An 18,759-nucleotide genomic window follows, 5' to 3' on the forward strand; every position below is an offset into this window, starting at 1 on the left:
GCCTCACAGCGGGGTGACGTAGGCGCCCGAGATGCCGCCGTCGACCAGGAAGGTGTTGGCCGTGATGAAGCTCGACTCGTCGGAGGCGAGGAAGACCACGGCGTTGGCCATCTCCACGGGCTCGGCGAACCGGCCCATCGGGACGTGCACCAGCCGGCGCGCGGCCCGCTCCGGGTCCTTGGCGAAGAGCTCCTGCAGCAGCGGGGTGTTGACCGGTCCCGGGCAGAGCGCGTTGACCCGCACCCCCTCGCGGGCGAACTGCACGCCGAGCTCGCGCGACATCGACAGCACGCCACCCTTGGACGCCGAGTAGGAGATCTGCGAGGTGGCGGCGCCCATGACGGCCACGAACGAGGCGGTGTTGATGATCGACCCCGACCGCTGCTCGAGCATGTAGGGGAGCGCGGCCTTGCAGCACAGGTAGACGCTGGTGAGGTTGACCTCCTGCACCCGGCGCCAGGCGTCGAGGTCGGTGTCGAGGATGGAGTCGTCCTCCGGGGGCGAGATGCCGGCGTTGTTGAACGCGATGTCGACCGAGCCGTAGGTCTCCTTCGCCGTCCTGAACAGCGCGTCGACCTGCTCCTTGTCGGTGACGTCGACCCGGACGTACGTCGCCTGGTCGGTGCCGCCCAGCTGGCCGACGAGGGCGTGGCCGCGCTCGTCGTCGATGTCGCCGATGACGACGCGTGCGCCCTCCTCGACGAAGCGGTTGACGGTGGCGAGGCCGATGCCCGAGCAGCCGCCGGTGACGACGGCGGTCTTGCCCTGGAGGCGTCCTGGCATGGGTGTTCCTTTCGGGGGTGTGAGACGGACCGACCCGGGGGTCAGTGCGCGATGAAGACGTTCTTCTCCTCGGTGAACGCCTGGGGCGCGTCGGGGCCGAGCTCCCGGCCGAGGCCGGACTGCTTGTAGCCGCCGAACGGCGTCCAGTAGCGCACCGCGGAGTTGGAGTTGACGCTGAGGTTGCCGGCCTCGACGCCGCGCGCGACCCTGAGCCCCCGACCCAGGTCGCTGGTGAAGATGGAGCCGGACAGGCCGTACTCCGTGTCGTTGGCGAGCGCCACGGCGTCGGCCTCGTCGTCGAACGGCATCACCGCCACGACGGGACCGAACACCTCCTCCCGCCAGATCGGCGCCCCGGGGTCGTCGGCGAGGACGACCGTCGGCGGCACCCAGAAGCCGTCACCGCCCGGCGTGGAGCCCGCGAAGGCCACCTCGACACCGTCGAGGTAGCCCTGCACCCGGGCCTTCTGCTGCGCGGAGATGAGCGGCCCCATCTCGCTGCTCTCGTCGCTGGGGTCGAGCACGCGCATGCCGGTCACGGCGGGCTCGAGCAGGGAGAGGAGCTCGTCGTACGCCGAGCGCTGGACGAGGATCCGGGACCGGGCGCAGCAGTCCTGCCCGGCGTTGTCGAAGACGGCGTACGGCGCGGCGGCCGCGGCTGCCTTCAGGTCGGCGTCGGCGAAGACGATGTTCGAGGACTTGCCGCCCAGCTCGAGGGTCACCCGCTTCACCTGCTCGGCGCAGCCGCGCATGATCTGCTTGCCGACCTCGGTGGAGCCGGTGAAGGCCACCTTGCGCACGAGCGGGTGGGTGACGAAGCGCTGGCCGACGACGGAGCCCTTGCCTGGGACCACCGTGAAGACGTGCTCGGGCAGCCCCGCCTCGAGGGCGAGCTCGCCGATCCGGATCGCGGTGAGCGGCGTCAGCTCGGCGGGCTTGAGGACGACGGTGTTGCCGGCCGCGAGGGCGGGCGCCATGCCCCAGCCGAGGATCGGCATGGGGAAGTTCCACGGGACGATGATCCCGACGACGCCGAGCGGCTCGTGGAACGTGACGTCGGTGCCGCCGGGCACCGGGATCTGCCGGCCGAACAGTCGCTCGGGCGCGCCGGCGTAGTAGTTGAGGCAGTCGCGGACGTTGCCGGCCTCCCAGCGGGCGTTGCCCCAGGTGTGGCCGGCGTTGCGGACCTCCAGCTCGGCGAGCTCGTCGACGTGCGCGTCGATCACCGCCGCGAAGTGGCGCAGCAGGGCGGCCCGCTCGCCGGGGGCGACGGCGCGCCAGGAGTGGAACGCCTCCTGGGCGGCCTCGATGGCCCGGTCGGCCTCCGCCTCGGACGCCAGCGGCACATCGGTCAGGGGCTTGGCATCGGCCGGGTTGACGACCGTGAACAGCTCGGACATCCCTAGAGCCTCTCGAAGCCGCGCCGGAGCTCCCAGTCGGTGACCGCGGCCTCGAAGGCGCGGAGCTCGACGTCGGCCATGTTCGTGTAGTGGTCCACGACCGCGTCACCGAGGGCAGATCGTGCCACCTTCGAGTCGGTGAACGCATCCCGGGCCTCGCGCAGCGTCGTCGGCACCCGCTCGGCCCCCGACTTGTAGGCGTTGCCCTCCGTCTCGGGCACCGGGTCGAGCCCCTGCTCGATGCCGTGGAGGCCGCCGGCGAGCATCGCCGCCAGCGCCAGGTAGGGGTTCACGTCCCCGCCCGGGATCCGGTTCTCGAGTCGGGCGGACGCGCCCTGACCGACCAGCCGGATCGAGCAGGTCCGGTTGTCGAGCCCCCACGCGACTGCGGTCGGCGCGAACGACGCGTCGGCGAAGCGCTTGTAGGAGTTGACGTTGGGCGCGTACAGCAGCGTGAAGTCGCGCGCCGTCGCGAGCAGGCCCGCCACGAACTGGTCGTAGAGGGCGGTCCGGGCGTTGAGCTCCTGGTCCCAGAACACCAGGTCGCCGTCGACGCCGCGCAGCGAGAGGTGGATGTGGCAGGAGTTGCCCTCGCGCTGGTCGTACTTGGCCATGAAGGTGATCGACTTGCCGTGCTGGGCGGCGATCTCCTTGGCGGCGTTCTTGTAGACCGCGTGGTTGTCGGCGGTCACCACGACGTCGTTGTAGAGGAAGCCGATCTCGTGCTGGCCGAAGTTGCACTCGCCCTTGGCGCCCTCGACGTCCAGCCCCGCGGCGTACATGTGGTTGCGGATGTCGCGCAGCAGCGGCTCGACCCGGGTGGTGCCGAGGATGGAGTAGTCGACGTTGTACTGGTTGGCCCCGCGCAGCCCCTGGTAGTTCGAGGCGAACGCCTCCTCGTAGGTGTCCTCGAAGACGATGAACTCCAGCTCCGTGCCTGCGTGTGCGGTGAAGCCCATCTCGCGGGCCCGGTCGACCTGCTTCTGCAGGATGGCGCGGGGCGACTCGGCGACGGGGCTGTGGTCGGGCCACAGCAGGTCGCACTGCACCATCGCGGTCGCCGGCAGGTAGGTCAGCAGCCGTAACGTGCTCCAGTCCGGGACGAACTCCATGTCGCCGTAGCCCTTGTCCCACGACGAGATGGCGTAGCCGTCCACGGTGTTCATGTCGACGTCCACCGCGAGCAGGTAGTTGCAGCCCTCGGTGCCGGCGGAGAGTGCGACGTCGAGGAAGTACTGCGCGTGCAGCCGCTTGCCCTGCAGTCGGCCCTGCATGTCGGTGAAGGCCATGACCACCGTGTCGACCTCGCCACCTGCGACGAGGTGTCGCAGCCGGTCGAGCGTGAGCATGCGGTCGTTGACCGGCTGGTCGGTTCCCTCGGTCAGGTGGCTCACTGTCAGTGCAGTCCCTTCTCGGCCTTCTCGATGTCGGCGAACTCCTCCTCGGGAGCGCCCTGGACGATGTGGTGGCGGCTGTAGAGGCCGAAGTAGGCGATGGCCAGCGCGAAGACGACGGCGGTGACGATCAGCACGCGCGGCTCGACGAGGAAGCCGGCGACGACGGCGACGCAGGCCAGCACCAGCGCGATGCCCGTGGTCACGACGCCGCCCGGCGTGCGGTACGGCCGCTCGAGCTCGGGCTCGCGGACCCGCAGCACGATGTGCGACAGCATCATCAGCACGTAGGAGATCGTGGCGCCGAAGACGGCGACCAGGATGAGCAGGTCGCCCTGGTTGAGGACCGCCATGACGAAGCCGATGACGCCGGGCACGATCAGCGCGAGGTACGGCGTCTTGCGGGTGCCGGTCTTCGAGAGCACCTTCGGCAGGTACCCAGCCCGCGACAGCGCGAACGTCTGGCGCGAGTAGGCGTAGATGATCGAGAAGAAGCTGGCGATCAGGCCGAGCAGGCCGACGATGTTGACGAAGGTGCTGACCGCGTTCGAGCCGCCGTACGCCGCCTCGAGGGTGTCGACGAGCGGGTTGCCGGACTCCTGGATCACCGAGGCGCCGGCGGCGCCCGGGGCGACGACGAGGATGAGCGCCGCGAACGCCAGCAGCGTCAGCATGGCCGCGATGATGCCCTTGGGCATCGACTTCGCCGGGTCCTTGGTCTCCTCGGCCGCCAGCGGCACGCCCTCGACGGCGAGGAAGAACCAGATGGCGTAGGGGAGTGCCGCCCAGATGCCGACCAGGCCGAACGGCAGCAGCTCGCTGGCGCCGGCTGCGTCGGTGGGGGCGATGTCGGTCAGGTTGGACGCGTCGAACTTCAGGGCCGCGGCGACGACGAAGACGGCGAGCGCCACGACCGCGATCGCGGTGATCGCGAACATCAGCCGCAGCGCCTCGCCCACGCCGTAGAGGTGCAGACCCACGAAGACGACGTAGAAGACGAGGAAGACGATCGGGCCGCTGATGCCGATGAGCGAGTCGACGTAGGCGCTGATGAAGTTCGCGATCGCGGCGGGGGCGATGGCGTACTCGACGAGGATCGCGGTGCCGGTCAGGAAGCCTCCCCACGGCCCGAGCGCGCGGCGGGCGAAGGCGTAGCCGCCGCCGGTGGTCGAGATCGCCGAGGACAGCTCCGCGAGCCCGAAGACCATGAAGAGGTACATCGCGCCCATGATCAGCGTGGCGAAGAGCAGACCACCCCAGCCGCCCTCGGCCAGGCCGAAGTTCCACCCGGCGAAGTCACCCGAGATGACGTAGGCGACGCCGAGACCGGCCAGCAGCACCCAGCCGGCGACGCCGCCCTGGAGCTGGCGCTCGGCGAAGTACTCGTCGCCCTCGCGCTCGTACTCGACTCCACCGTGGTGGTGGCCCTTGCCGTGTGCAGCCATGGGTGTGTTCCTTCCCGTCGAGAAGAAGAACCGGGACCCGGACCCGGGGGGTGTGGGCAGGCTAGTGCCGCGCGACACGCCGCCACAAGGAACTCGCGGGGCGAGTGCCACCCTCGTCCGTACAGGTCGCGGATGACGATCACTTCGGTCACGGGCCGTAACGAATCACGTCGGTGTCGTTTGCTTGGTCATGACGACACGAAAGAACGCCGTCCGTCACGGACTCGCCGTCACCGCCGCGCTTGCCGCGGCGGCTCTCGGGGCGAGCCCGGCGGTCGCGGACCCGGGCTCCGGCCGGGGTGGCGAGCACTCCCAGCAGGACGGCAAGAAGAAGGGTCACGAGACCCCTGACGACACCGACGACACCGACGACACCGACACCGACGACGAGGACAGCGACGACACCGACACCGGCGACGAGGACACCGACGACGAGGGCGACGGGGACGACACCGACGAGGAGTCGGACCCCGAGGACGACGGCGAGTCCGACGAGGGCGACGACTCCGAGGGCGACGCGGACGACGACGCCGGAGACCCGGCCGGCAACAACGGGACCGTGAAGATCTCGCCGCACGGCGAGCTCGACGGGATCCCGCAGAACTCCCCGCACCCCGGCTGCACCTTCGACGTCGAGTGGTACGGCTTCGACGAGGGCGAGGACGTCGTCTCGACCGTCACGTTCGCGATGCAGGCTCCCACCGCCGACACCGTGCTCACCGTGGACGGCCCGGCCGAGGTGTGGGTCGGCGAGGACGCCGCCTCCGGCGCCGGCACCGACAGCGGCCTCGACGGGAAGGAGGCCTACACGCTCTCCTTCGACGGCGAGCCGCACCGCCAGCAGGGCTACCACGTGAAGCTCACGGTCACCACGCCACACTCGCTCGGCAACGACACCAAGTCGAAGGTGTTCTGGGTGGAGGCGTGCGCCGCCACGGGTGCCGACATCGGCACCCCCGCGTCCGGCAAGGCGCCGCAGGTGCTCGGTGTGCAGGCTTCCGCCGCGGACGAGGAGTCCGCCGTGGAGGCAGCCGCCGCCGAGCGCGCCGGGGACGACTCGTCGGTGCCGACCTCGGTCGACGCCGGCGGCCTCGGCGCCACCATGGCGGACGCCGCCTCCTCGCCGTGGGGTGGCCTGCTGGCCGTCGGCGCGGGAGCAGCGCTGCTCGGCGGCGCCGCCGCCCGCCGGCGAGCCGGAGCCTGACCGCGCGCGGACGTGGTCTTCGACACGTCCGCACGGATTCCGGACCTCTGCGGGTTTGCACCCGCGGAGGTCCGGGGAAATCCGTTCGACATCCGGACACGTCGTACGACGTCGCCGGACCACCGCCGTCGAGCCAGGTGCCTGCCTGGGGGAGTCAGGAGACCCGACATGTCACGCCCCGTCCACGTCCGATCCGTCGCCGCCGCTGCCGTCCTCGGCCTGACCGCCTGGGGGACCGCTGCCCCGGCGCTGGCCGAGCCCGGGAACGGCAAGGGCAAGGGCCACGCCCACGGCCACGCCAAGCAGGGGGAGCGCAAGCAGCAGGACAAGCAGGAGAACCGGCGCAAGCAGCAGGGCAAGTCCGAGAACCGGGGCCAGCAGGGCAAGCCGGAGAACCCGGGTCAGCAGGCGCCGGCGTCGGGCAAGGGCAAGGGCAAGGGCGAGCACGGCGGCGGAGCCGGCGACCCGGCCGGCAACAACGGCACGGTCAAGGTCGCGCCCTACGGCGAGATGGACGGGATCCCGCAGAACAGCCCGCACCCCGGCTGCGAGTTCCAGGTCGAGTGGTACGGCTTCGACGAGGGCGAGGACGTCGTCTCGACGGTCTCGTTCGCGATGCAGGCGCCGACGCGCGACGTCGACCTCTCGGTCTCCGGCCCGACCGAGGTGTGGGTCGGTGAGGACCCCGCCAGCGGTGCCGGGACGGAGACCGGCCTCGACGGGACCGAGACCTACACGCTCTCCTTCGACGGCGAGCCCCACGCGCAGCAGGGCTACCACGTGAAGCTCACGGTGGCGACGCCGCGCTCGCTGGGCAACGACACCAAGAGCAAGGTCTTCTCGGTCGAGCCGTGCGAGACCGACTCCAGCATCACCACCGCGTCGCGCGAGCGCACCGGCGACTCGACCGACGACACCGCCGGGGAGACCGTCGAGGAGGAGACCCAGGACGGGCAGGTGCTGGGCGTGCGCGCCTCCACCGGTGACGTCTCGGACGAGAAGGCCGCCGCCGCCGAGGGCGCCGCCGAGGGTGCCGCCGACGTGCCGACCGCGGTCGACGCGGGCGAGGACGCCAACCCGGTGGTCGAGCTCGTGGCCTCGCCGTGGGGTGCCCTGGGCGTCGTCGCGCTCGGTGCCGCGCTGGTCGGCGGCGTCGCGGCGCGGCGCCGCTCCTCGGTCCAGGGCTGACCGCGTGCCCGCGGAGTCCCGCCGTCCCTGGTGGCCGGCGCTGCTGGGTGCGGTCCTCATGGCGGCGGGCCTCGCGTGGTTCCTGCAGGCGCCCACGGCCAGCAAGACCGACATCCCCGGCCGGGCGGAGAGCACACTGCCGCCGCCCGGCACCGGCACCACCGCCCAGGCGACCCCGGGGGAGTGGCGACCGGGCGCGCCCAGGCGCGTGCGGATCCCCGCGCTGGGCGTCAGCGCCCCGGTCGAGCCGGTGACGGCGCCGAACGACACGCTCGTCCCCCCGGCCGACCCCACGCGGCTCGGGTGGTGGTCGGACGGCGCCAGGCCGGGCGACGAGCTCGGCAGCGCCCTGGTCGCGGGCCACACCGTCAACGGCGGCGGCGGCGCGCTCAACCGGCTCGAGCAGCTCGAGGCCGGCGACGTGGTGACGGTGACGACCTCGCGCGGCCGGATCGACTACGTCGTCCAGCGCACGCAGGTGTTCCGCAAGGGTGCGCTCGCCCGCGAGGCCCAGCGGCTGTTCAGCCAGGAGGTGCCGGGACGGCTCGTGCTCGTGACGTGCGAGGACTGGGACGGCACCCGCTACCTGAGCAACGTGGTGGTCACTGCTGTCCCGGAGTAGCCGCGCCGCGGAATAGCCGGTCGGGGCCGCGTGTTGGCAGGATGGTTCGCGTTTCAACCACCCAGCAGGGAGCCCGCATGCAGTTCGGCATCTTCACCGTCGGCGACGTCACGCCGGACCCGACGACCGGTCGCACCCCGACCGAGCACGAGCGGATCAGGGCCACGGTCGAGATCGCGAGGAAGGCCGAGGAGGTCGGCCTCGACGTGGTCGCCGTCGGCCAGCACCACAACCCGCCGTTCGTCGCGTCCTCGCCGACGACCACGCTCGCCTACATCGGCGCGCACACCGAGCGGGTCATCCTGTCGACGTCCACCACGCTGATCACCACCACCGACCCGGTCCGGATCGCCGAGGACTACGGCACCCTCCAGCACCTCGTCGACGGCCGGATGGACCTCATGCTCGGCCGCGGCAACACCGGCCCGGTCTACCCGTGGTTCGGCAAGGACATCCGCGAGGGCATCAACCTCGCGATCGAGAACTACGCGCTGCTCCACCGGCTCTGGCGCGAGGACGTCGTCGACTGGCAGGGCCGCTTCCGCACCCCGCTGCAGGGCTTCACCGCGACGCCGCGGCCGCTGGACGGCATACCGCCGTTCGTGTGGCACGGCTCGATCCGCAGCCCCGAGATCGCCGAGCAGGCGGCGTACTACGGCGACGGCTTCTTCGCCAACCACATCTTCTGGCCGAAGACCCACACCGAGCAGATGGTCGGCCTCTACCGTCGCCGGTTCGAGCACTACGGCCACGGCTCGGCGGACCAGGCGATCGTCGGCCTCGGCGGCCAGGTGTTCATGCGCCGCAACAGCCAGGACGCGGTGCGCGAGTTCCGCCCGTACTTCGACAACGCGCCGGTCTACGGCCACGGCCCGTCGCTGGAGGACTTCTCCGCACAGACCCCGCTCACCGTCGGCTCGCCGCAGCAGGTCGTCGAGCGCACGCTCGGGTTCCGCGACTACGTCGGCGACTACCAGCGACAGATGTTCCTGGTCGACCACGCCGGGCTGCCGCTGAAGACGGTGCTCGAGCAGCTCGACCTGCTCGGTGAGGTGGTCGCCGAGCTGCGGCGCGAGTTCGACGCCCTGCGCCCGGCACACGTGCCGGACGGCCCGACGCACGCGAGTCGGCTGCAGGCTGCGCGCGAGGCGACCGAGGTGACGGCGTGACCGCGCGCCTCGTCGTCGTCACCGCGGGACTGGCGGTCCCCTCGTCGACCCGGCTGCTGGCCGACCGGCTCGCCGACGCCACCTTCGACGCCCTCGGCGAGGCCGAGATCGAGGTCGTCGAGCTGCGACCGCTCGCCCACGCGCTGGCCGACCACATGCTCACCGGCTTCGCGTCCGGGGAGCTGGCGGAGGCACTGGCAACGGTTGCCGCCGCCGAGGGGCTGATCGTGGTCACGCCGGTGTACGCCGCGTCGTACAGCGGGCTCTTCAAGTCTTTCTTCGACGTGCTCGAGCCCGGTTCGGTCGACGGAACGCCCGTGCTGCTGGCCGCGACCGCCGGCACCGCCCGGCACTCGCTGGTGCTCGAGCACGCGCTCCGCCCGCTGTTCGCCTACCTGCGGGCGGTCCCGGTCCCCACCGGGGTCTTCGCCGCGACCGACGACTTCGGGACCGACGCGGACCTCGGCGGCCGCATCGACCGGGCGGCCGGCGAGCTCGCCGCACTCATGGGCAAGGTCGACCCGACGGCGCGGCAGCGGCGTACGACCGGCGACGAGGTCGCCGACCCCACGCCGTTCGAGGAGCTGCTGCGCCGCGCGTCCGGCTAGTGCTGGTAGGTCCCGTGCAGGATCGCGCGCCCCGCGGTCTTGAAGGCGAGGTTGAACGACACCACCGCCGGGGAGGCGTCGGAGTCGACGCCCAGGGTGTCCTCGGCGACGGCGTGTACGACGAAGTAGTAGCGGTGGACCTGGTCGCCCTGCGGGGGCGCCGCGCCCATGAAGCCCTTGTCGCCGCCGTCGTTTCGGCAGTGGAAGGCCTTGCCGGGCAGGTCGCCGGCCGCGGCGCCGGCCGGGAGCGAGGTGACGTCGGCGGGGACGTCGACGAGGACCCAGTGCCAGAAGCCGCTCGGCGTCGGGGCGTCCGGGTCGAAGCAGGTGATGGTGTAGCTCTTCGTGCCCTCCGGTGCGCCCGCCCAGGAGAGCTGGGGAGAGGTGTTGCCCTTGGCGGCGACCTGGTCGTCCTTGAGGGGCTGGCCGTCGGTCACGTCCTCGCTGGTCACCGTGAAGGACGGGACGGGCGGGAGCAGGTCGTAGGGGTTCGGGCTGACCGGACGGTCGAGGCTCATGGTTCTCCTAACTCGTGGACGGGCTCGCGCTCAACCTAGTCCGCGGACTGAACGGTGGCCACGGTCCGCCCCTCGCCCTTTCGACAATGGCCGGGTGACCGACTTCCCGACCTACCCCTCCGGCCTGCGACTCGCGGGCCGGCGCGTCGTGGTGGTCGGCGGCGGCCACGTCGCCCAGCGGCGGGTGCCCTCGCTGCTGGCCGTCGGGGCGGACGTCGTGGTCGTCTCCCCGGAGGTCACCCCGGCGCTCGAGGGGCTGATCGGGGCGGGCGAGGTGCGCTGGGAGCAGCGGGGCTTCGAGGACACCGACCTCGACGAGGCGTGGTACGTCGTCGCGGCGACCGACGACCGGGCCGTCAACGAGCTGGTCAGCGAGGGCGCGGAGCGGCGTCGCGTCTTCTGCGTGCGCGCCGACGACGCGACGGCGGCCACCGCCTGGACGCCTGCCGTCGGGCGGCACGCCGGCGTCACCGTGGCGGTGCTGGGGAATCGCGACCCGCGACGGTCGGCGTCGGTGCGCGACGAGATCGTCGAGGCGCTGCGCGAGGGCCGGATCGTGGCCCGCCACCACCGCGGCAAGAAGCCGGGCGTGACCCTCGTCGGCGGCGGACCCGGCGACCCGGAGCTGATGACCGTCGCCGGCCGTCGCGCCCTGATGGAGGCCGACGTCGTGGTCGCCGACCGGCTGGCGCCGCGCGAGCTGCTGGGCGAGCTGTCGCCCGACGTGGAGCTCGTCGACGTCGCGAAGCTGCCGCGCGGCCGCTCGGCACTGCAGGAGGAGATCAACCGGGTCATCGTCGACCGCGCGCTGGCCGGCAAGCGGGTGGTGCGCTTCAAGGGCGGTGACAACTTCGTCTTCGGCCGCGGCTACGAGGAGGTGCTGGCGTGCCGCGAGGCGGGCGTGCCGGTCACCGTCGTACCCGGTCTCTCGAGCCCCATCGCGGTCCCCGGCGTCGCCGGCATCCCGGTGACCCACCGCGGCGTCGCGCACGAGTTCACCGTCATCTCGGGGCACCTGCCGCCCGGACACCCGGAGTCGCTCGTGAACTGGTCCGCGGTGGCGCAGCAGGCCGGCACCGTCGTGCTGATGATGGCCGTCGAGAACGCCCCGCACATCGCGGCGGCACTGATGGACGGCGGGCGTGCGAAGGAGACGCCGGTCGCGGTCGTGTGCGACGGGACGATGCCGGGGGAGCGGACCGTGCTGTCCACGCTCGGCGGGCTCTGCGACGACCTGCTGGCCCACGGGGTCCGGCCGCCGGCCATCATCGTGGTCGGTGAGGTGGTCGCGGTGGCGCACCCCGGGCACTACGCCTGAGATCCTTCTCGGACCATGGCGAGCCTGCACGAGATCTCCGACCCCGACGACCCCCGGCTGAGCGACTACCGCGACCTGCGCGACGTCGAGCTGCGCAAGCACCTCGAGGCCGAGCACGGGCTCTTCCTCGCGGAGGGCGAGAAGGTGGTGCGGCGTGCCGTCGAGGGCGGCTACACGCCGCGGTCGTTCCTGATGGCGCCGCGCTGGCTCGACGGCCTGGCCGACGTTCTCGACGCATCCGACGCGCCCTGCTTCGTGGTGAGCGAGCAGCTCGCCGAGGAGGTGACCGGCTTCCACGTGCACCGCGGTGCGCTGGCCTCGCTGGAGCGGCGGCCGCTGCCGTCCGTGGAGTCCGTCCTCGAGGGGGCGCGGTCCGTGCTGGTGCTCGAGGACATCGTCGACCACACCAACGTCGGGGCCATCCTGCGCTCCGGGGCGGCGCTCGGCTTCGACGCGGCGCTGCTCGCGCCGCGGTGCGCCGACCCGCTCTACCGCCGCGCGATCAAGGTCGGGATGGGCGCGGTGTTCTCGACGCCGTGGACCCGCCTGCCCGACTGGTACGACGCCCTGCCGACGCTGTCGTCGTACGGTTTCACCACGGTGGCGCTGACCCTGGCCGACGACGCGGTGCCGATCGAGTCGGCCGTGTCCGGGTTGGACAAGGTGGCGCTGGTGCTCGGGTCCGAGGGGCACGGCCTGTCGCCGCGGTGGGAGCAGTCGGCCGACCGGCGGGCGATCATCCCGATGCGCGAGGGCATCGACTCGCTCAACGTCGCGGCCGCGACGGCGGTGGCCTGCTACGTGACGGCGCGGCGCTGATCCCGCCCGCTCGGGGTGGCGTCTAGGTTGCTCGGGTGAGCGACTACGAGACCCACCACGCCGACTCGCCGTACCACCGCCTGCTTCCCGTCGGGAAGCAGCTCTCTGCCCAGCCGCTGGTAGACGACGAGCTGTCGTGCTTCGAGCACGTGACGTTGAGGCCGCTCGAGCCGATGCGGGTGCCGGAGCAGCCGCGGGTGGGTGAGCTCGACGGGGCCGCGTGCCCGCACTGCCGGCCCTCGGAGCACACGATCTGGCGCGACGAGCTGTGGCACGTCAACGCCGGCTTCGAGCCGATGCGGATCCCGTTCATCGGCGGCCTCGCACCCAACCAGCACTGCCGGCTGGAGGACGCGCCCGTCGAGCTGCTGGCCACGCTGGGCCCGCTGCTGCAGCGGCTGAGCACGGCGGTGAAGGCGATCCCGGGCGTGGCGCGCACGCACTTCGCGCGGTGGGGCGACGGGTCGGAGCACTTCCACATGTGGGCGCTCGCCCGGCCCGAGGGGATGATGCAGGGCCGCGGGGCGATGCTGGCGTTCTGGCAGGACGTCCTGCCGGAGGTGCCCGAGGAGATGGCCGCCGAGCACCTGCGGATCGTGGCCGAGTCGCTGGCCGAGTGTGGGGGAGAGGTGTTCCCCTACCGCGAGACGTCGAGCTCGTAGACCAGCTCGAGGCCGTCCTCGTCGTCCCACTGCTCGCCGACCTGGGCGAAGGGGTGGTGGGCGATCAGGTGCAGCGAGGCCTCGTTGTCCGGGGAGATGCTGGCGAGCAGCCGCGTGGCTCGTGGTTCCTGCCGTGCGCGGGCGATCATGGCGTCGAGCGCGGCGCGCGCGTAGCCCCGGCGGCGGTGCGCCGGGTCGACGGCGTAGCCGACCTCCACCATCCCGTCCTCGTCCGGCGCCGCGTGGAAGCCCGCCTTGCCGACGGCCCGCTGGGCGTCGTCGTCCCAGATGACGCCGGTGACCCAGTCGAGGTCGTCGGGGTTCGCCACCACCTGGGGTGCGCGGTACTGCCAGGTCCGCCGGCACTCCGGGCCGGCGAGCCAGTCGGTGAGCTCGACGGGTGAGGTGGCCCGGGCTCGCTCGGCGTCACCGTCGGCGAGGGCCTGCAGGGTGGCGGGGTCGAGCTGGACGATGCGGATGCTTGGCGGGGTCACGGGGGCAGTGTGACGCAACCCGGTCAGGCGGCGAGAGCCAATTTCTTCCAGGAGATCCGCAGGTGGCCCCATCCGGTGGTCGAGTAGCGGAGCGTGTCGAGACCGGGCAGCGGTGGCGCGTGGGAGTGGTGCTGGTGGCCGGTGGGGGTGGTGACCTCGATCCGGTGCGGTTCGCCTGACCTTGATCGTGGTCGGGCGCGCCAGCCGGGGGCTTCCTTGGCGTGGTTGCAGGCCTCACACCGTCCGGTCAGGTTGATCTCGGAGGTGGGGCCGTCGGCGTGGGCCGGCGTGGTGTGGTCGGTGTGCCTGATGGGGGCGTCGCACCAGGGGGTGCGGCAGGTGCCGCCGTCGCGGAGCCTCACCAGTTGGGCGAGGCCGGCGGGGACCTTGCGTTGCCGGGAGTCCATGCCGACCAGGGCGCCGGTGGCGGGGTGGGTGAACAGCCTGCGCAGCCACGCACCTGCACCAGAGTCGGCGTCGAGGGCTTGGGCGACCAGGTCGCGGGCCCAGGCGGCCGGGACGGGGCCGTAGCCGTCGACGTGGGCCGGGGTGGGGTCGCCGTCGAAGAGGCTGGTTTCGGTGATGACGAGGTTGACCGCGACCGGGACCTCGTCGGCCAGTGCCTGGCCGGTGACGCGTTCGACGAAGGTGTCGGCCATGACCTGCCCACGACCCCGCTCGTCACCGGACGTGCGCGCCTGCTCGGCGGCGCGGGTGAGCGCGGCGAAGGCGGCGACGCCCTGCTCGACCGGGAGCAGCGCGGTCAGCCAGGTCATGGTGTCGGGTGCGGGACGCAGGCTGACGCGGCGCTCGTTGTGGGCCTTGGCGCGGCGGCGGACCACGGCTTCCTGGTCGAGCTTGATGGCGAGCTTCTGCGCCGCGGCCACGATCGCGCGGTCGCCGAGGCCGTCGAGGGTCGCGGGGTCGGCGCAGAGCGCCTGGTCGACGTACTGCCGGTGCTCGCGGGTGAGGCAGGCGGTCTCGCGGGCGAGCAGGGTGGCCCGCCACTCCGAGAGGTCGCCGGCGGTGAGCCGGGCGAGGGTGTGGGGCATCTCGGTGGTGAGGACCTTGGCGAGGCCGAGGTGCTGCGCGCCGCGGTTGGGCGACTCCCGGCGCGCCAGTCCGACCTGGGCGGCGATGCCCACCCCGACCCGGCGGGCCGGCAGTCCGGCCGCTTCCTGCTCGGCGCGCTGGGAGGCGTCGAGGTCGGCAGTGAGCTTGGCCTGGGCGGCTGCGGCGGCGGCCTTGAGCCGCTCGAGCTCGGTGATCAGTTCGACCCGGTCGGCGTCGCTGATCCGGTCGCGGGGTACCTCGGCCAGCCGGTCGACCAGGGCGGTGACCTGCCCGGTGGGCAGCGCGACGGCGGTGGCGGTCTGGCCGGCCCCGCTGCCGTGAGCACTTCCCCCGTCGAACATGTGTTCGATTCTACGTGGCGCCGCCGACATGCACAAGGGAGCTACGGCAAGCTGTGGACGACTGCTCAGGGCGCGCCGTGTCGGCCTGACTCGGACCTACGGGTCTACGGTGGCCGGCGATGCAACATCTGCCTCGGAGCGCGCCCACTTGTGCCGCCTCGGAACGGCCTCCGGCACTGAGCGCGGGACGCGGAGGCCGACTTCGATGTGCTGGCCACCGTCGTCGAGCGGGCCTTGAGTGGACTGGTGCACACGGCACTCGTAACTCTGGGTGGCGGTTCGAGGGAGTGCCCGACGCCGACCTCAGGGACCCGCAAGGGCGCTCGCTGGGCACGGCCCTTCATGAGGAGTGGCCGGACCTCGGTCCCCGCGAGGGCGGCTGATCCGATCGCGCTGACGTGACAGTCGGTGAACAGCCGGCGTCAGGCCGGCCAGTCCGCCGGGAAGTCGTCGGCCATCTTGTCGTGCTCCTTCTGGAGCTTCTTGCGCGCCTTGGCGGAGAGCCGGTCGCCGAAGACGGTGCCCAGGGTGTGGTCGGTCTCGTGCTGCAGGCAGCGCGCGAGCAGGCCGTCGCCGGAGAACTCGACGGGCTCGCCGTCGAGGCCGGTGCCGCGCACGGTCGCGAAGTCGGGACGCGCGCAGGGCGTGAAGGCGCCGGGGAACGACAGGCAGCCCTCGTCGCTCTCCTCGAGCCGGCGGTCGCGCCCCTCGGGAAGCTCGAGGACCGGGTTGCAGACCACGCCGACGACCCGCTCGCCGCTGTCGTCGGGGCAGTCGAAGACGAAGACCGCCTGGTCGACGCCGATCTGGCAGGCGGCGAGGCCGACGCCGTCCGCGGCGTACATCGTCGCCACCATGTCGGCGACCAGCTCGCGCAGCGCGTCGTCGTACGCCGTCACGGCCTGCTGCGGGCGGTGCATGACCTCGGTGCCCCAGCGGGTGATCGGGCGGACGGTGCCGCCCTCGGGCAGTGGACCGTGTGGTGCGCGGACGGGCTCGTCGGTCATGGGCAGCGACCTTATCGCCCGGGCACTCCCCAGCAGGAGTCCGCGTCGACGACAAGCAGCACCACTGTGACGACGGCCACCGGACAACCTGTAGCCTGGAGTGTAACTCGGAGTTACATTGAGGGGCATGCCCCTCGCCAACACCCAGAGACCGCGCCGGCACGGCCTCGCCTCGACGGAGTCCCGCGACCCCATCGGGCTCGCAGTCGCCGCACTGAGCCGGGTCGCGCAAAGCGACCTCCTCGACCGCCTCGGCCTCCGTAAGCAGGCCGAGCAGGCGGTCTTCACCGTCACCCGCCACGGCTTCGCCACCGCGACCGCCGCGAGCCGCACCTTCGCCCGCGCCGGCAAGCGCGGCAAGGCGGGAGTCCGCCCCCAGGCGGCGCCGCGCCCCGGCGTCTTCGACCTCACCCCGACCGAGGACGAGCAGATGCTCGTCGACGTCGTCACCGAGCTCGCCGACGAGGTGGTCCGTCCCGCCGCCGCGGTGGCCGACGAGGCCTGCGCCGCCCCCGAGACGGTCCTCAAGGCGGCCGTCGAGGTCGGCCTGCCGCTGCTCGGCGTCCCCGAGGAGCTCGGCGGCATCACCGAGCACCGCTCCGCCATGGCCGGCACCCTCGTCGCCGAGGCGCTCGCCCGCGGCGACATGGGCCTCGCCGTCGCCACCCTCGCCCCCGGCTCGGTGGCCACCGCCCTCGGCCTCTGGGGCACCGACGAGCAGCAGCGCACCTACCTCCCGGCCTTCACCGACGACGAGGTCCCGGCCGCCGCGCTCGCCCTCAACGAGCCGGCCGTCCTCCTCGACGTGCTGAGCCCGTCGACCATCGCCGAGCGCGACGGCGACGGCTTCGTCCTCACCGGCACCAAGTCCCTCGTCGCGCGCGGCGCGGAGGCCGAGCTCTTCGTGGTCGGCGCCAGCCTCGAGGGCAAGCCCGTCCTGTTCCTCGTCGAGTCCGGGGCCCAGGGGCTCACCGTCGAGGGCGACCCCGGCATGGGCGTCCGCGCCGCCTCGCTCACCCGTCTCCACCTCGACGGAGTCCGCGTCGACTCCGGCGCGGTCCTCGGCAGCACCGACGGCACGACGTACGCCGAGTGCGTGCGGCTCTCGCGTCTCGCCTGGTGCGCCCTCGCGGTCGGCACCGGCCAGGCCGTCCTCGACTACGTGACGCCGTACGTCAAGGAGCGCGAGGCGTTCGGCGAGCCGATCGCCCACCGCCAGTCCGTGGCGTTCAAGGTCGCCGACATCGCCACCGAGCTCCAGGCGATGCGGCTGCTGACGTACAAGGCGGCCAGCCGCGCCGCCGCGGGCAAGGACTTCGCCCGCGAGGTCGCGCTCGCCCGCAGGCTCTGCGCCGACAAGGGCATGCAGATCGGCCTCGACGGCGTGCAGCTGCTCGGTGGCCACGGCTTCGTGAAGGAGCACCCGGTGGAGCGGTGGTACCGCGACCTGCGTGCGATCGGCGTGATGGAAGGGACGGTGCTGGTCTGATGGCCATCAACCTCGACGACCCGAAGAAGTTCCGGCCGCTGCGCAGCCAGGCGCACCAGGTCGCGATGAACATGCTGCGGCCGATCTCGCGCAAGTACGACCGCGCCGAGCACGAGTACCCCCGCGAGCTCGACATGCTCGCCGCGATGATCGACGGGCTGAGCGACTCCGGCGCCGCGGAGGGTGCCGGTGCCGCCGGCGTACGCCGCGACGAGAAGGACGACGACCCGAAGGGGACCGCCCGCAACGGCGCCAACCTCGCCTCGGTGATGTCCATCGCCGAGATGTGCTGGGGTGACGTCGGGCTGCTGCTGTCGATGCCGCGCCAGGGCCTGGGCAACTCCGCGATAGCCAGCGTGGCGAACGAGGAGCAGCTCGAGCGCTTCGCCGGCGTCTGGGCTGCCATGGCGATCACCGAGCCCGGCACCGGCTCCGACTCCGCCAACATCCGGACGACGGCCGTGCTCGACGGTGACGAGTATGTCCTCAACGGCGAGAAGATCTACGTCACCTCCGGCGACCGCGCCGACCACGTCGTCGTCTGGGCGACGCTCGACCGCGACCTCGGCCGCTCCGCGATCAAGTCGTTCGTCGTCCCGAAGGGAACCCCCGGGATGCGGGTGGACCGGCTCGAGCACAAGCTCGGCATCCGCGCCTCCGACACTGCGACGATCATCTTCGAGGACTGCCGGGTGCCGAGGGAGAACCTTCTCGGCTCCCCGGAGATCGACACCAAGCAGGGCTTCGCGGGCGCCATGGCGACCTTCGACAACACCCGACCGCTGGTCGCGTCGATGGCGGTCGGCTGCGCCCGTGCCGCGCTCGACCTGACCCGCGAGCTCCTCGCCGACGCCGGGGTCGAGGTCGACTACGACCGCCCCGCCCAGGTCCAGTCGGCGGCCGCCGCGAAGTTCCTCCAGCTCGAGGCCGACTGGGAGGCCGCGCACCTGCTGACGCTGCAGGCCGCCTGGATGGCCGACAACCGGAAGCCGAACTCGCTCGAGGCCTCGATGGCGAAGGCCAAGGCCGGCCGGATGGGCTCGGACGTCACGCTCTCGTGCGTCGAGCTCGCCGGCTCCGTCGGCTACAGCGAGGCGGAGCTGCTCGAGAAGTGGGCGCGCGACTCCAAGATCCTCGACATATTCGAGGGCACCCAGCAGATCCAGCAGCTGATCATCGCCCGGCGGGTGCTGGGGCTCTCCAGCGCCGAGCTGAAGTAGCGGC

18 protein-coding genes are annotated in these 18,759 nt (G+C 72.2%); 10 read left to right on the plus strand and 8 right to left on the minus strand.

Annotated features, from left to right (window positions below):
- Positions 1–3 precede the first annotated feature (3 nt).
- From ACFP2E_RS01235 to eat, 4 genes are read right to left on the minus strand one after another with little or no spacing between them, the layout of a single operon-like run.
- A complete protein-coding gene (locus ACFP2E_RS01235) occupies positions 4–783 on the minus strand; it encodes a 3-oxoacyl-ACP reductase (protein ID WP_378521808.1) in 780 nt (259 codons plus the stop codon).
- Positions 784–824: 41 nt separating this feature from the next.
- Complete coding sequence (locus ACFP2E_RS01240; RefSeq protein WP_378521809.1) at positions 825–2,183, minus strand: aldehyde dehydrogenase family protein; 1,359 nt, start codon at positions 2,181–2,183, stop codon at positions 825–827.
- Positions 2,184–2,185: 2 nt separating this feature from the next.
- Positions 2,186–3,577: a glutamine synthetase family protein gene (locus tag ACFP2E_RS01245; RefSeq protein WP_378521810.1), complete on the minus strand. Its 1,392-nt coding sequence runs from the start codon at positions 3,575–3,577 to the stop codon at positions 2,186–2,188.
- Positions 3,578–3,579: 2 nt separating this feature from the next.
- Positions 3,580–5,022 carry an ethanolamine permease gene (gene eat, locus ACFP2E_RS01250; RefSeq protein WP_378521811.1) on the minus strand — a complete coding sequence of 481 codons (1,443 nt, stop codon included), beginning with the start codon at positions 5,020–5,022 and terminating at the stop codon, positions 3,580–3,582.
- 190 nt (positions 5,023–5,212) lie between these two features.
- Between eat and ACFP2E_RS01255 the strand changes: the two genes are divergently transcribed.
- The 5 genes from ACFP2E_RS01255 (at position 5,213) to ACFP2E_RS01275 (ending at position 9,813) form a co-directional block, all read left to right on the plus strand.
- A complete protein-coding gene (locus ACFP2E_RS01255; RefSeq protein ID WP_378521812.1) occupies positions 5,213–6,226 on the plus strand; it encodes a hypothetical protein in 1,014 nt (337 codons plus the stop codon).
- A 168-nt stretch (positions 6,227–6,394) separates the two neighbouring features.
- Positions 6,395–7,414: a hypothetical protein gene (locus ACFP2E_RS01260; RefSeq protein WP_378521813.1), complete on the plus strand. Its 1,020-nt coding sequence runs from the start codon at positions 6,395–6,397 to the stop codon at positions 7,412–7,414.
- 4 nt (positions 7,415–7,418) lie between these two features.
- Positions 7,419–8,036, plus strand: coding sequence for a class F sortase (locus ACFP2E_RS01265; RefSeq protein ID WP_378521814.1), 618 nt, complete (start codon positions 7,419–7,421; stop codon positions 8,034–8,036).
- A 77-nt stretch (positions 8,037–8,113) separates the two neighbouring features.
- Positions 8,114–9,205: an LLM class flavin-dependent oxidoreductase gene (locus tag ACFP2E_RS01270; protein ID WP_378521815.1), complete on the plus strand. Its 1,092-nt coding sequence runs from the start codon at positions 8,114–8,116 to the stop codon at positions 9,203–9,205.
- Positions 9,202–9,813 (plus strand): CE1759 family FMN reductase, encoded by a 612-nt coding sequence (locus ACFP2E_RS01275; protein ID WP_378521816.1) that lies wholly within the window; start codon positions 9,202–9,204, stop codon positions 9,811–9,813. Before ACFP2E_RS01270 ends, ACFP2E_RS01275 begins: the two co-directional genes overlap by 4 nt.
- Here the strand turns inward: ACFP2E_RS01275 and ACFP2E_RS01280 are convergent.
- Positions 9,810–10,331, minus strand: coding sequence for a YbhB/YbcL family Raf kinase inhibitor-like protein (locus ACFP2E_RS01280; protein ID WP_378521817.1), 522 nt, complete (start codon positions 10,329–10,331; stop codon positions 9,810–9,812). The two genes, ACFP2E_RS01275 and ACFP2E_RS01280, sit on opposite strands and share 4 nt — an antisense overlap.
- A 94-nt stretch (positions 10,332–10,425) precedes the next feature.
- Between ACFP2E_RS01280 and cobA the strand changes: the two genes are divergently transcribed.
- The 3 genes from cobA to ACFP2E_RS01295 are packed head-to-tail and all read left to right on the plus strand — an operon-like array spanning position 10,426 to position 13,130.
- A complete protein-coding gene (cobA, locus tag ACFP2E_RS01285) occupies positions 10,426–11,649 on the plus strand; it encodes a uroporphyrinogen-III C-methyltransferase (protein ID WP_378521818.1) in 1,224 nt (407 codons plus the stop codon).
- Between the two features lie 15 nt (positions 11,650–11,664).
- The gene (locus ACFP2E_RS01290; protein ID WP_378521819.1) at positions 11,665–12,468 is read left to right on the plus strand and encodes a TrmH family RNA methyltransferase; all 804 of its coding nucleotides are present in this window, start codon (positions 11,665–11,667) and stop codon (positions 12,466–12,468) included.
- Positions 12,469–12,503: 35 nt separating this feature from the next.
- Complete coding sequence (locus ACFP2E_RS01295) at positions 12,504–13,130, plus strand: hypothetical protein (RefSeq protein WP_378521820.1); 627 nt, start codon at positions 12,504–12,506, stop codon at positions 13,128–13,130.
- Here the strand turns inward: ACFP2E_RS01295 and ACFP2E_RS01300 are convergent.
- The 3 genes from ACFP2E_RS01300 to def all read right to left on the minus strand — a co-directional run bounded on the left by ACFP2E_RS01300 (position 13,106) and on the right by def (position 16,046).
- Entirely contained in the window at positions 13,106–13,624 is a 519-nt protein-coding gene (locus ACFP2E_RS01300) for a GNAT family N-acetyltransferase (RefSeq protein WP_378521821.1), read from the minus strand. The genes ACFP2E_RS01295 and ACFP2E_RS01300 overlap by 25 nt on opposite strands.
- A gap of 23 nt (positions 13,625–13,647) precedes the next feature.
- Entirely contained in the window at positions 13,648–15,039 is a 1,392-nt protein-coding gene (locus tag ACFP2E_RS01305) for an HNH endonuclease (RefSeq protein WP_378521822.1), read from the minus strand.
- A gap of 422 nt (positions 15,040–15,461) precedes the next feature.
- Positions 15,462–16,046, minus strand: a complete 585-nt coding sequence (def, locus tag ACFP2E_RS01310) for a peptide deformylase (RefSeq protein ID WP_378521823.1) — start codon at positions 16,044–16,046, stop codon at positions 15,462–15,464.
- A 127-nt stretch (positions 16,047–16,173) separates the two neighbouring features.
- On the opposite strand from def, the gene ACFP2E_RS01315 reads away from it, so the two are divergent.
- Positions 16,174–17,535, plus strand: coding sequence for an acyl-CoA dehydrogenase family protein (locus tag ACFP2E_RS01315; RefSeq protein ID WP_378521824.1), 1,362 nt, complete (start codon positions 16,174–16,176; stop codon positions 17,533–17,535).
- The gene (locus tag ACFP2E_RS01320) at positions 17,535–18,755 is read left to right on the plus strand and encodes an acyl-CoA dehydrogenase family protein (protein WP_378521825.1); all 1,221 of its coding nucleotides are present in this window, start codon (positions 17,535–17,537) and stop codon (positions 18,753–18,755) included. The genes ACFP2E_RS01315 and ACFP2E_RS01320 overlap by 1 nt, the downstream gene beginning before the upstream one ends.
- Positions 18,756–18,759: the final 4 nt, after the last annotated feature.

Source organism: Nocardioides sp. GCM10027114 (assembly GCF_042659625.1).
GTDB lineage: Bacteria > Actinomycetota > Actinomycetes > Propionibacteriales > Nocardioidaceae > Nocardioides.